Below are 12,526 nucleotides of genomic sequence, written 5' to 3'. Positions count from 1 at the left end.
TTCACCGCGACCCCTGGTACGACGATCCGGAGAACTTATGGCACACCTCAGCGCACTCGAGCCCGATCAGGATCAGACTCAGCCAGTTGTGGAGTTGAGGATTCAAGCGACTCTCGATCAGCTGTCGATTTTGCGTGCACTGGCCGCCACCGTTGCCATTCAGGAAAACTTCGACCTCGACGCCATCGCCGACATCAAACTGGCCATGGACGAAATCTGTACGCATCTGATCGTTCGCGCTGCGCCTGATTCGGTTCTGGTGTGTCGGTTCGTCTTCACGCCGCCGCAATTGCACGTGTCCGTGTCCACGACGACCACGGAGTACGAGGACAGCAGTCAGCGTTCGTTCGGGTGGCACATCCTCACCGAACTCACCGATTCGATATCGCTCGACCAGGAAGAGAACCTCGGCGGCGTCGGCTACATCACCACCATGAAGTTCACCAAGGCCCTCAGCGGGCGCCTGTGACCGCTTCCGCAGACGGCCCGTCACGCCCGCGTCGGCGGTCCACCGACGAATATCGGGACGTAATACCAGTTTTCGAGGAACTGCGGACCCTCGAGCCCCACAGCCCGGAGTACGAACGAGTGCGCACTGCACTCATCACCAGATGCCTACCGTTGGCCGAGCACATCGCCAGACGATTCGACGGTCGTGGCGAGGCACACGACGATCTGGTTCAGGTGGCGCGTCTCGGTCTGGTCAACGCCGTCGACCGTTTCGATTCCACGCGCGGATCCGATTTCGTCTCCTTCGCAGTTCCCACCGTGATGGGCGAGGTTCGACGACACTTCCGCGACACCGGTTGGGCATTGCGGGTTCCCCGCCGGATGAAGGAGTTGCACTTCCAACTCGGGCAGGCCATCAGCGAGCTGTCACAACAGCTCGGGCACGCGCCGACCGTCGACGAGTTGGCCGAGACGTTGGGGATCGAACGCGAAGAAGTTGCCCAGGCCTTGATCGCCGGCAACGCGTATCAGACGGTCTCGGTCGACGGTGCCGCGTCCAATCACACCGACGATCTCCCGCTCGTGGAGACACTCGGTGACTACGACGCAGCACTCGAGAACGTCGAGAATCACGAGGCGTTGCGTCCGCTCCTCGACAAGCTGCCCGAGCGAGAGCGGACGGTGTTGATGCTCAGATTCTTCGGAAATCTGACGCAGACACAGATCGCCGAGAAAGTCGGTGTGTCCCAGATGCACGTGTCGAGGTTGCTCGCGAAGACATTGAGTAATCTTCGCGAGCAACTCGACTGAGCTCCGCGAACAATTCGACTGAGCAGGACCGAGCGGGTCAGATTGTTGCGGTGTCGATCACGAATCGGTATCGAACGTCGCTCTTGATCACGCGCTCGTAAGCGTCGTTGATGTCGCTCGCCGGGATCAGTTCGATTTCTGCGCCGATGCCGTGCTCGGCGCAGAAGTCGAGCATCTCCTGTGTCTGCGGGATACCGCCGACCATGGAGCCGGCGAGGCTACGACGGTTTGCGGCGAGCGAGAATGCTCGAACTTCGATCGGCTTCTCGGGCAGGCCGAGTTCGACGAGAGTGCCGTTGATGGCAAGCAAGGACATGTAGGCGTCGATGTCGAGGTTGACCGAGACCGTGTTGAGGATCAGGTCGAACTCGCCGCGAAGAGCCTTGAACGTCTCACGGTCGTTGGTCGCGTAGTAGTGATCGGCGCCGAGGCGAAGCCCGTCGTCTTTCTTGCCGAGCGTCTGGCTCAGGACGGTGACTTCCGCTCCGAGCGCCTTGGCGATCTTCACACCGACGTGCCCGAGGCCGCCGAAACCGATGATGGCGACCTTCTTGCCGGGGCCGGCGTTCCAGTGCCGCAGCGGTGAGTACAAGGTGATGCCCGCGCACAGGAGCGGCGCTGCAACGTCGAGTTCGATGCCCTCCGGGATCGAGAGCACGAAGTGCTCGGTGACGACGATGTGCGTCGAGTAGCCACCCTGAGTGCGCTCGCCGTCGCGGCCGGTGGCGTTGTACGTACCCGTCACACCCTTGCGGCAGTACTGCTCTTCACCGGCGGTGCAGGCGTCGCACTCCCCGCACGAGTCGACGAAGCAGCCGACGCCCACTCGGTCGCCGACCTTGTGCTTGGTGACATCGGACCCCACGGCGGCGACGACGCCGGCGATTTCGTGTCCGGGGACGATCGGGTACTTGGCTCCGCCCCACTCGTTGCGAGCGGTGTGGATGTCGGAATGGCAGATGCCGGCAAATTTGATGTCGATGAGAATGTCCAGTGGACCGAGCTCGCGGCGTTCGACAGTGGTCTTCTCGAGGGGACCGTCAGCGGACGTCGCGGCATAAGCAGCAGCAGTAACCATGCACACATGCCTACCCGTGCATGGAGGGACCTGCAACTCGCAGGCCCCTCCATGACTTGTTCTTTACGTGACTTACCCGGCGTCGCGCTCGGCTTGCTCGGCCCGACGACGCAGGCGCCTCGCGGCCGCAACCATATTGCGCAGCGAAGGCTCGAGTTGCCACGGATGGCGGGTCTTGAGGCCGCCGTCCGGGTTTGCCCACAAGCGATCGAGAGAGATCGATTCGCTTGCCTCGGTGAGCAATTCGTCGAGTTCGTCGATGTCGGGAATCCGAGCCGAGCGAGATTCGTAGACACCGGGGCCGACGCCGTGCGTGAGCGCGCCTTCCTTGAGTGCTTCGAGAACCCACGTGATGGAGCGGGTCGCGACGATAGCCGTCACATCGGCGTCCAACCGTTCGATGGCGTCGACCACCGACGACCGAGCGGAGTACGTCAGATGTGTGTGGATCTGTGTTTCCGGCTTCGCTCCACCTGTTGCCAGACGGAACGCGTCGACGGCCCACTCCAGGTAGGCCTCCCGGCCGTCCTCACGCAGTGGCAGCAGTTCACGAATTGCCGGTTCGTCCACCTGGATGATGGCGATTCCGGCAGCTTCGAGATCCGCGATTTCGTCTCGAATGACAAGTGCCAGTTGCTCTGCCGTTTCGTAGAGCGGCTGATCCTGGCGAACGAACGAACGGGCGATCATGGTGACCGGACCCGTCAGCATTCCCTTGACCGGCTTGTCGGTCAGCGACTGCGCGTACGCAATCCACTCGACCGTCATCGGCTTCGGACGTGCGATGTCGCCGTAGAGAATCGGCGGACGCGTGCAACGAGATCCGTAGGCCTGAACCCAACCGTTGTGCGTGAAGGCATAGCCCTCGAGCAGTTCGGCGAAGTACTGGACCATGTCGTTGCGCTCGTGCTCGCCGTGCACGAAAACATCGAGACCGATGTCCTCTTGCAGACGGATTGTGCGCTCGATCTCTTCCTGGATGCGCTTGTAGTAGTCGTCCCACTCCAAACGCCCCTGGCCGAGTTCGTAACGAGCCTGGCGAATCGCGTCGGTCTGCGGGAACGAACCCAGTGTCTGGGCCGGCACCAAGGGCAGATTCAACCGTTCCTGCTGAGCCTTACGACGCTCCTCGTACGGTGCACGCACACGATCTTCGGGCTTGATCGCGTTCACCCGAGCACGGACAGCGTGCTTGAGCTTGAAGTGCACCTTCGTCGGACGCTTACGCCACTTGTCCGAAGGACCTTCGGCGAGCGCCTTCGCCAGTGAGACGACTTCGCCGACCTTCTGCTTCGCAAAAGCCAGACGGTCTGCGACGTCTCCCGGAATGTCGTACTCGGAGAGCACGTCGTACGGCACGTGCAGCAGCGACGACGACGTGGAGACGACGAGGTCAGGCACAACGTCTTTGAGTTCGTTCAGGTACGTCAAGGTGTTGAACCGGTCGACGCGCCAGACGTTGCGACCGTCGACGACGCCCGCGTAGATGCGCTTGCGCTTGATGTTCGGCACCGCGGCCAGTTCCTCGGCCGTGATCTTGCCGTGCACCAGGTCCAGACCGAAGGCTTCGATCTTGGTGGGCGCCAAGATGTTGAGGGCTTCGCCGAACTTGCCGTACGGACCCGTCACCAACAGGCGCGGGCGCAGCGGGGCCGTCGAAAGCTTCTCGTACGCACGTCCCAGAGCGGCTAGCTCCTCGGGGGTGCGGTCCTCGGTGACCGAAGGCTCGTCCAACTGAACACAGGTCGCACCGGCCTTGGCGAGCTGCTCGAAGAGCTTCTCGTACTCGGGCAGGAGCGCGTCCAACAGGTCGAGCGGGGTGAAGTTCGGATCGGACTTCTCGGTGGCAGGTCCGACCTTCGAAAGCAGAAGCAGCGAGACGGGCCCCATGATGACGGGGCGCAATTCGATGCCGCGCGCCTTCGCACGTTCGAACTCGTCGAGAAGTGCATCCGAGTTGAGCGAGAACACTGTGTTCGCGTCGATCTCGGGCTGACGGTAGTAGTAGTTCGTACCGAAGAAGCGCACCAGCTCGAGAGGCGGGAAGTCCGGGCGGCCGCGGGCCATCGTGAAGTAGAAATCGAGCGGCTCGAGGGCGCCCTCGAGCGGCTTGAACCGCTCCGGCACTGCGCCGAAGAGCAGCGCATTGTCGAGCACGTGATCGTAGAAGGAGAAGGTGTTGCCGGGGACCTGGCTCAATCCCGTCGCAGCCAATTCGCTCCAGGTCGATTCCTGGAGTTCCTTGGCGACCGCGAGAAGTGCGTCCTTGTCCGAAGTGCCGTGCCAGTAGGACTCGAGGGCGCGCTTGAGCTCACGGCGCGGCCCGATGCGCGGATACCCCAGGACGCTGGAGCCGAATGCTGCAGTGCTGCTGGACATGCGGTCGACCTTTCTAACCGAGGGGCGCGAGCGCCCTGTGCGCCTTTGTGGTAGCCGGAACTACCAGAAAGGCGCACAGGGGCGTTGGGCCTTAGCTTGCCTGCTTGGTGGAGCGACCGTTGTCGGCGTATTCGTAGAAGCCCGCGCCGGACTTCTTGCCGGTCAAGCCGGCTTCGACCATACGCAGGAGCAGCGGCGGAGCGGAGTACAGCGGCTCCTTGAACTCTTCGTACATGGAGTCGGCGATGGACTTGACGGTGTCGAGTCCGACCAGGTCCGTCAGAGCCAGCGGACCCATGGGGTGCGCGAGGCCGAGAACCGTTGCCTTGTCGATGTCTTCCTTGGTCGCGAAGCCCGACTCGACCATGCGGATCGCCGAGAGCAGGTACGGCACCAGGAGTGCGTTGACGACGAAGCCGGAGCGGTCGGCACTGCGGACGACCTGCTTGCCGAGGATGTCGCTGGCAAAAGCCTCGGCGCGCTGCGAGACGGAGGCACTGGTCTTGAGCGTCGTCACCAATTCGACGAGCGGCAGAACCGGAACCGGGTTGAAGAAGTGCATGCCGATGACTCGCTCGGGACGCTTGGTCGAGATGCCGAGCTTCATGATCGGGATCGACGACGTGTTGGACGCGAGAACCGCATCCGGGTCCGTCACGACCGCGTCGAGCTCGGCGAAGATTTCGCTCTTGATCTTCTCGTCTTCGACGACGGCCTCCACGACGAGCTGGCGGTCCGCGAAATCTCCCAGATCGGAGGTGAAACGCAGACGCCATGCGGCCTGCTCACGCTCACGTTCTGTGATCTTTCCGCTGCTCACGCCGCGGTCGAGCGAACGCAGGATGCGTGAACGCCCGGCTGCTGCAAGCTCGCGAGTCTGCTCGAAGACCAGAACATCGACATGTGCGCGGGCGCACACCTCGGCGATTCCGGCACCCATGATTCCGGCGCCGATAACGCCGACGCGCTGAATTTTTTCGCTGGTCACGTCAGCTCCTTGTTTGTCTCGTGGAGTTTGTCTGGTGAAGGTGTTGCAAAACAAGCACTTCGAACTGCGTCGACGCTGGTGGCCGACGCAATCGGAACTGCCTTGAAGACGAGAGAAAGTAGTGCGGTGATACAAGCAGGGGAGAGACCCGAAGCCGAGCCTCTCCCCCACCCGAAGTCAGTTCTTAGTGGAACTGTCCCTCTTCGGTGGAGCCCTTGAGAGCTGCCGTCGAGGTGTTGGGGTCAACGGTGGTGGCGATGGTGTCGAAGTAGCCGGCGCCAACCTCACGCTGGTGCTTGATGGCGGTGAAGCCACGCTCTTCGGCAGCCTTGAACTCGCGCTCCTGCAGGTCGACGAATGCCGTCATGCCTTCGCGGGCGTAGCCGTAGGCAAGGTCGAACATGCCGTAGTTGAGCGAGTGGAAGCCGGCCAGCGTGATGAACTGGAACTTGAAGCCCATTGCGCCGAGCTCCTTCTGGAACTTCGCGATGGTCGCGTCGTCCAGGTGCGCCTTCCAGTTGAAGGAAGGGGAGCAGTTGTAGGCCAGGAGCTGGTCCGGGAATTCGCTGCGAACGGACTCGGCGAACTTCTTTGCAACCTCGAGATCCGGCACGCCAGTCTCCATCCAGATGAGGTCTGCGTACGGTGCGTAAGCCTTGGCGCGAGCGATGCAGGGCTCGATGCCGTTCTTGACGCCGTAGAAGCCTTCAGCCGTGCGGGTTCCGTCGAGGAACGGGCGGTCACGCTCGTCCACGTCGGAGGTGATGAGGGTTGCGGCCTCAGCGTCGGTGCGGGCGATGATGACGGACGGAACGTCCGCGACGTCGGAAGCCAGGCGAGCCGAGGTCAGGGTGCGGATGTGCTGCTGCGTGGGGATGAGCACCTTGCCGCCGAGGTGGCCGCACTTCTTCTCCGAAGCGAGCTGATCCTCCCAGTGGACACCGGCAGCGCCGGCGCCGATCATGGCCTTCTGCAGCTCGTAAGCGTTGAGAGCGCCACCGAAGCCGGCTTCGGCGTCGGCAACGATCGGAGCGAGCCAGTTGCTTACGGAGGTGTCACCCTCGGTCTTGGCGATCTCGTCGGCGCGCAGCAGTGCGTTGTTGATGCGACGGACGACGGTCGGAACCGAGTTGGCCGGGTAGAGGCTCTGGTCCGGGTACGTGTGGCCCGAGAGGTTCGCATCGCCGGCAACCTGCCAACCGGAGAGGTAGATGGCCTTCAGGCCGGCGCGAACCTGCTGCACAGCCATGTTGCCGGTAAGTGCACCGAGGGAGTTGATGTAGTCCTCGTTGTTCACGAGATCCCACAGGATCTCGGATCCGCGACGAGCGAGGGTCTGCTCCTCGACGACGGTGCCCTGGAGCTTGACGACCTGATCGGCCGTGTAGTTACGAGTAACGCCCTTCCAGCGAGGGTTGGTGTCCCAATCCTGCTGGAGCTCAGCTGCGGTCTTCGGGGTGCCGGTGGTCGACATCAAGACTCCATCTCTTTGATCTGCTGGTCCGGCCTGTTGTGAGCAGTACGTGCGTACTACTTCACATACTTGCCAGGCCCTTCTTGTGTACTTACCGAGAATGGCACATCGAAAAAGTGCCGTCTACCTGTTGCTAATGCCAATCTTCGCTACCTTTTCAACACACTTTGCTAAGTCTGTGAAGATTCCTACGCGACTGGTACTACCCAATCGGACAGGTTCCGTACTGGCGAGTAGGAAAGAAACCGCAGGCTGTGAACGAAATGCACTCAACTCCGCCGCTTGCGAATTCCGGCAGTTCGCACGCCACTCGGAACAGGCCCGTCCGCTACTTCGGAGCCAACTTCACTACCCGCGAGTGACCGCAATCACTCCTCGGCAACAGCCTTCGCTAGGACAATTCCGGGATCTACCCCTGGGAAAGCCGGAGACAACCCGTTCGCCGGCCATATGCTGTCGAACCATGACTTGTCGTTCGACGCCCCCGACCGGGCGATAAAGCGGTGCCGGACAACTATCAGCGGCCACCGAACAACCAGGCATGGTCGCAATCCGGTCCACAGCCGCCGCAGTTGGGCTACCGAGCCGCGCCGCAGTCGTATCCCCCGCCCCAGGGATTCCCGCCTGCACCGCCACGTGGAAATCCGCCGCCGCGTCGGCCCGGCTGGGTGATTCCGGTATCCGTAATCGGAGTCATCACTGTGTTGGCTCTCTTCGGCGGGCTTGCCTGGGTCCTCTGGCCGAAGGACGTCCCCAACTCGGCCGCCGGTGGCGCCGCCCACACCACCATCAGCGCCGCGAACACACCCGGCACCACGACAACCGCTCCCAGCACGACATCCCCGACGACCACACGCGCCGCGAACTTCCCGGCCGGTGCGTCCGCCTGCCCCGGCGGGCAGCCGGCCGGAAGTTACAAGGAGTCCGCGACAAGTGGGGGCAAAACTTCATGTGAGTTTGCCGAGGCGGTTCGGATCGCCTACGGGAACTCCGGTGCAACCGGTGCATCCAGCACCGTGTCCGCACGTAGTCCGGTGACCGGCAAGGAGTACACGATGGCATGCAAGGTGACCTCCGGCATCGTCACCTGTACCGGCGGAGACAACGCGGTTGTGTACTTGCGCTGACTACCCGATTCCGAGCCGTTCTGAATCCACAAACAAACCCCGACCAGGAGTCCAACTTCATGCCTTCGATCAAAGAAGCCGTCGCGAACAAATATCACGTGCGCGAACCTGATTTGGCACAGCAGCAAGAACAGCAACATCGGGATTTCTTGAGGCAGTTCCCACGAAGTCGTTGGCGTGATTTGACACTCGACGACTACGCACTGGGGACCGAATCAAGCATCGATGGATACTCGTACGCTCTCGAGTGGGGAACAACGGTCCTGGGCAGCATCAAAGGCGGCAGCGCGCTGAAACATGTCATCTACTTCAAACGAAAGACGTCGGAGTGGCACTTTCCCACCGACTTCGACCGCGTCGGAGACGCGTGGGATGCGCTTCATGCTTCGTTTCTCGAGATGTTGGACATGGCTGATCACGGCCAATGGAATGACATCGGACAAATCCCAATCCTGAATCGCGCGAAGACAGTTCGACTGAAAACACTTTTCCTGTACTTTCCCGACCAAGTACTGCCTGTCTACAGCCATAATCACCTCAGCTATTTCGCCCGCGAACTCGGAATCGAAGGCGACACAGACCCTCTGGTCGTAAATCGAAGAATTCTCGCCAAACTTCGGACGATCGAGGGACTGGAGTCCTCAGATACCAGAGACCTCGGACAGTTCCTCTACGAGTGGGCAACACCTCCGGGATGGATAGCCGCCAGGTATTGGAAAATCGCTCCTGGTCACAACGCTGACAGGTGGGCCGAATGCCTTGAAGGTGGTTACATCTGTGTGGGCTGGGATGAGATCGGCGATCTATCGCTCTTCGACTCGGTCGAGGATTTCCGTCACGCGTTCGCTGAAACCTACTCGGATCGCTACAACGGCAACAAATCGAAACTGACGTTCAAGGCCAGAGAACTTTACCAACTGACCGAAATACGTGCGGGAGACAAGATCGTCGCCAACAACGGCGTTAGCGAAGTGCTGGCGGTTGGAACCGTTCTTGATTCAACGTACCAGTGGCAACCCGACCGCCCGGACTATCGACACACAATTGCTGTCGATTGGGATGAGTCGCTCGCTACAAGGCTTGATCCTCCTGAACGATCATGGGGCACAGTCACGATCAAGTCCGTCACCCCAAAGTTGCAGTCGCGAATCCTGAACCCGGTCGCCCACGATCCGTCGGACGAGGAGGTCGAAGTCCTCCCGATCGATCCTGCCCAAGAGGCGTTGTACCGGACTTGGATGTCAGTGCTCGAACGCAAGAAACAGATCATCTTCTACGGGCCACCCGGCACGGGAAAAACCCGTGCGGCGAAGGGGTTTTCCCAATGGATTCTCAACCAGCAGTATGCATTGCCCGACGCAGATTCAGATGACTGGATGGAAGCCACCTATGACACCAGCAAGGCTTGGTGGGTCACAGCGAATCCCGAACGCTACTCTTGGAAGAGCATGTTCGACGAGGGTTGGGTCGACTTTTCACGCGGTGAGAAGAAAAAACACTTCAGTCAGATCAATACCGGAGATGTCGTGGTCTGCTATGAAGCGGCACCGACTCAGCGAATAGTCGCACTGGCTCGAGTAGTCTCAATCAACGACGACCTCGAGGATCCGAATCCTCTGATGCTCAAGCCAATTCGAAGGCTCCCACGCGGACCACATTGGAAGACCATCAAGTCGGACTCCGTCCTGGCAGGGTCTGAACCGGTTCAAATCAGTGCCTCTGGCACCCTGTTTGCACTCGATCCCGGGCAGTTCCGCCGTATCCTAGAACTTTCCGGTGTCTCCGATGAATATCTCGGCCAACCCGCAGACGACATCGCACCATATTTAACTCAGGTCACTTTTCACGCGTCCTACTCGTACGAAGAGTTCATCGAGGGATACCGCCCAGTCGAAACAAGTGGAGGTCTCGCACTCGGACTACGCGACGGTATCGTCAAGCGAATTGCTTCAACCGCAGTCGCGGAACCGGACAGCGTGTACGTCCTGCTGATCGATGAGATCAATCGCGCAAACATCCCACGCGTCTTCGGAGAACTCATGACGGTAATCGAGGCGGACAAGCGCGGAATCCCGGTCAAGTTGCCGGCGAGTGGCGATCTGCTTCGCATACCAAATAACTTGCACTTGATAGGAACAATGAATACCGCTGATCGCAGTATTCGTAACCTGGACAGCGCTCTACGACGGAGGTTTGGGTTCATCGAATTGCTGCCCGATGTAGGCGTTCTCGAAGGGGCAGTCATCGACGGACTGGAACTCGATTTCTTCCTGTCGGAGATGAATACAAGGATAACCAACAGCGTCGGTCGCGAACATCAAATAGGCCAGTCGTACTTCTTGCTCGACAGTGAACCCATCACCACCGCGGCACAATTCGCAGAAATCATGAGAATGGAAATAATTCCGCTCTTGCAAGAGATCGTATTCGACGACTACTCCAAGCTCGCCGATTACCTTGGCCGCGAGATCGTTGATGCAGCGAACCAAAGTTTGATCTCCATTGAGGACGACGGCATTTTGATCTCTGCACTGATCAAGGCATACCGCGTCGAACTTGGTGACAATCGGTGACAGCCGTCGTAGAACTCCGGGAATTTCAGACGAAAAACGTATCGGCGCCCGCCCCGCCTCCCCGTACGAGGGAGGCCATCTCCCGCGACTTGGCGGGCCGTATCGATCTGCAGTGGCTCACCGATGATCTCCTTCGGATCACAGCGACGTCGTGGGTCGGAGTTGCACGACTGCCCAGAGGCCCGAGCATCCACGTCCGGCCCAAATTGGCCGGTTCCGACCTGAACGTCATCACGATGATCTGTGCAACCGGAGATATCCGGATCGACGACATGCCCACAATTCACCAACATGTCGACACGACGACCGGTGACAGCGCTGTCGAACTAATATGTCAGTTATTGGTATCCGCTGCGCACGATGTGATGAAGCGGGGAGTAGTCCGGGACTATCGCGCTGCGGGAGATGACTTAACCGTGATGCGGGGACGACTCGACCTGAACCGACAAGCCTCGAGACATTTCTTGCGCGTCGATCGATTGGCGTGCCGTTACGAAGAATTCGACTACGACACCACTGAAAACCGGATCATAACGACCGCACTCCGACTCGCGGGACAGCTGACTTCGAACGCTAATCTCCGTCAGCGTGCATGGATTCTGTACGAGAACTTCAACGCGATGGCACCCACCCCCTTTGTGTACACGCCTTCGATCAGGAAATCGATGACATACCACCGCGGAAATGAACACTATCGGAGTGCTCACGTGTGGTCGCTGGCCTTGCTCGACGGCATCTCGATCAACAAGCCATTCGATGATGCTGGTGACCGCGCAACGACGTTCATGATCGACATGAACCGACTGTTCGAGAAGTTCGTCGGATGGCTACTTGGTCAGATGATTACCGATCAGATCACGCAGATTCGCGCCCAAGGTGTGAACCGATCGGTTTTGCACAGCGGCGACCGGCCATGGGGCTCAATTCGGCCCGACTACGTGGTCACCCGCAACGGAATGCGCAGTGCGATCGATGCCAAGTACAAACTGTACGACCGAAAATCTCCGAGCGCGGCTGACGTCTATCAACTACTGATTTACTCGCAGGCCTATCGCGGAACCGAAGGTCGCCCCCACTCCATCCTGATCTATCCATCGGAAGACAGCGTCAGTGATTTTCGGGTTGACTTGAAACCCGAAGGCTCGATATTGGGCTCGGTTTCCACAGTCGGTATCCCACTCGCTGAACTTGTGCAGGCTGTGCGTTCTGGATTCCCCCTTGCATCAACCACGACCGCATCCGCGCTGCGGCGCCTACTTGGTCTCGATCCAGATACAGGCGATCGTCGAATTGGAGGACACGACACAGGACAAAGACATGCGGGTCCGGCGATGCTCCGATAGCGTGACCGCATGCCTCTGTACGAGTTTCGCTGTACCGGCTGCGGCCCGCTCGAGCGGTCGTTCGCGATGGCCGAAGTGCCCCAGTCGATTACTTGCCCCCAGTGCAGTCTCGAGTCCAAGCGGGTGGTCTCGTCTCCCCGGTTGAGTCACGCGTCGTCGGCCGCGATGGGTCTACTGGACAGCACTGCTCGATCGGCTCACGAGCCTGCCGTGGTCAGTGGGTCGCTACCGGGCCGCGGCCGGCAATCTGCGCCGACGACATCCAATCCGTTGCACCGCAAGCTACCTCGCCCCTGAGCGTCCT

Annotated in this window: 10 protein-coding genes; 6 read left to right on the top strand and 4 right to left on the bottom strand. The window is 60.3% G+C overall.

The features are described from left to right. The first annotated feature begins 37 nt into the window (after positions 1-37). A complete protein-coding gene (locus YH3_RS09685) occupies positions 38-469 on the top strand; it encodes an ATP-binding protein (RefSeq protein ID WP_003941553.1) in 432 nt (143 codons plus the stop codon). Further along, positions 466-1,260: an RNA polymerase sigma factor SigF gene (locus YH3_RS09680; RefSeq protein ID WP_003941515.1), complete on the top strand. Its 795-nt coding sequence runs from the start codon at positions 466-468 to the stop codon at positions 1,258-1,260. Before YH3_RS09685 ends, YH3_RS09680 begins: the two co-directional genes overlap by 4 nt. A gap of 37 nt (positions 1,261-1,297) precedes the next feature. Here the strand turns inward: YH3_RS09680 and YH3_RS09675 are convergent, their stop codons facing one another. The 4 genes from YH3_RS09675 to aceA all read right to left on the bottom strand — a co-directional run bounded on the left by YH3_RS09675 (position 1,298) and on the right by aceA (position 7,179). After that, positions 1,298-2,338 carry an NAD(P)-dependent alcohol dehydrogenase gene (locus tag YH3_RS09675; RefSeq protein ID WP_003941488.1) on the bottom strand — a complete coding sequence of 347 codons (1,041 nt, stop codon included), beginning with the start codon at positions 2,336-2,338 and terminating at the stop codon, positions 1,298-1,300. 72 nt (positions 2,339-2,410) lie between these two features. After that, positions 2,411-4,717: a 5-methyltetrahydropteroyltriglutamate--homocysteine S-methyltransferase gene (metE, locus tag YH3_RS09670; protein WP_064443305.1), complete on the bottom strand. Its 2,307-nt coding sequence runs from the start codon at positions 4,715-4,717 to the stop codon at positions 2,411-2,413. A 91-nt stretch (positions 4,718-4,808) separates the two neighbouring features. Beyond that, positions 4,809-5,705, bottom strand: a complete 897-nt coding sequence (locus tag YH3_RS09665) for a 3-hydroxybutyryl-CoA dehydrogenase (protein ID WP_003941541.1) — start codon at positions 5,703-5,705, stop codon at positions 4,809-4,811. Positions 5,706-5,889: 184 nt separating this feature from the next. Next, positions 5,890-7,179, bottom strand: a complete 1,290-nt coding sequence (aceA, locus tag YH3_RS09660; RefSeq protein WP_003941533.1) for an isocitrate lyase — start codon at positions 7,177-7,179, stop codon at positions 5,890-5,892. 503 nt (positions 7,180-7,682) lie between these two features. On the opposite strand from aceA, the gene YH3_RS09655 reads away from it, so the two are divergent. Genes YH3_RS09655 through YH3_RS34905 form a run of 4 tightly spaced genes read left to right on the top strand, consistent with a single transcriptional unit; the run spans position 7,683 to position 12,519 of the window. Then, on the top strand, positions 7,683-8,306 hold the full coding sequence (locus YH3_RS09655) for a serine/threonine protein kinase (RefSeq protein WP_223304378.1): 624 nt from the start codon (positions 7,683-7,685) through the stop codon (positions 8,304-8,306). A gap of 59 nt (positions 8,307-8,365) precedes the next feature. Then, positions 8,366-10,879, top strand: coding sequence for an AAA family ATPase (locus YH3_RS09650; RefSeq protein WP_064443304.1), 2,514 nt, complete (start codon positions 8,366-8,368; stop codon positions 10,877-10,879). Then, positions 10,876-12,222 (top strand): McrC family protein, encoded by a 1,347-nt coding sequence (locus YH3_RS09645; RefSeq protein WP_064443303.1) that lies wholly within the window; start codon positions 10,876-10,878, stop codon positions 12,220-12,222. Before YH3_RS09650 ends, YH3_RS09645 begins: the two co-directional genes overlap by 4 nt. 9 nt (positions 12,223-12,231) lie before the next feature. Further along, positions 12,232-12,519 carry an FmdB family zinc ribbon protein gene (locus YH3_RS34905; RefSeq protein WP_037129638.1) on the top strand — a complete coding sequence of 96 codons (288 nt, stop codon included), beginning with the start codon at positions 12,232-12,234 and terminating at the stop codon, positions 12,517-12,519. Positions 12,520-12,526: the final 7 nt, after the last annotated feature.

The organism is Rhodococcus sp. YH3-3, assembly GCF_001653035.1.
Taxonomy (GTDB): Bacteria; Actinomycetota; Actinomycetes; order Mycobacteriales; family Mycobacteriaceae; genus Rhodococcus_F; species Rhodococcus_F qingshengii.
The sequence above is the reverse complement of the archived record's forward strand: the minus strand, read 5'-3'. Positions and strand labels throughout refer to the sequence as shown.

Coding starts and splice junctions, on each gene's coding strand:
- YH3_RS09685 (WP_003941553.1), top strand. CDS start 38: ATGGCACACCTCAGCGCACTCGAGCCCGATCAGGATCAGACTCAGCCA.
- YH3_RS09675 (WP_003941488.1), bottom strand. CDS start 2,338: ATGGTTACTGCTGCTGCTTATGCCGCGACGTCCGCTGACGGTCCCCTC.
- metE (WP_064443305.1), bottom strand. CDS start 4,717: ATGTCCAGCAGCACTGCAGCATTCGGCTCCAGCGTCCTGGGGTATCCG.
- aceA (WP_003941533.1), bottom strand. CDS start 7,179: ATGTCGACCACCGGCACCCCGAAGACCGCAGCTGAGCTCCAGCAGGAT.
- YH3_RS09650 (WP_064443304.1), top strand. CDS start 8,366: ATGCCTTCGATCAAAGAAGCCGTCGCGAACAAATATCACGTGCGCGAA.
- YH3_RS34905 (WP_037129638.1), top strand. CDS start 12,232: ATGCCTCTGTACGAGTTTCGCTGTACCGGCTGCGGCCCGCTCGAGCGG.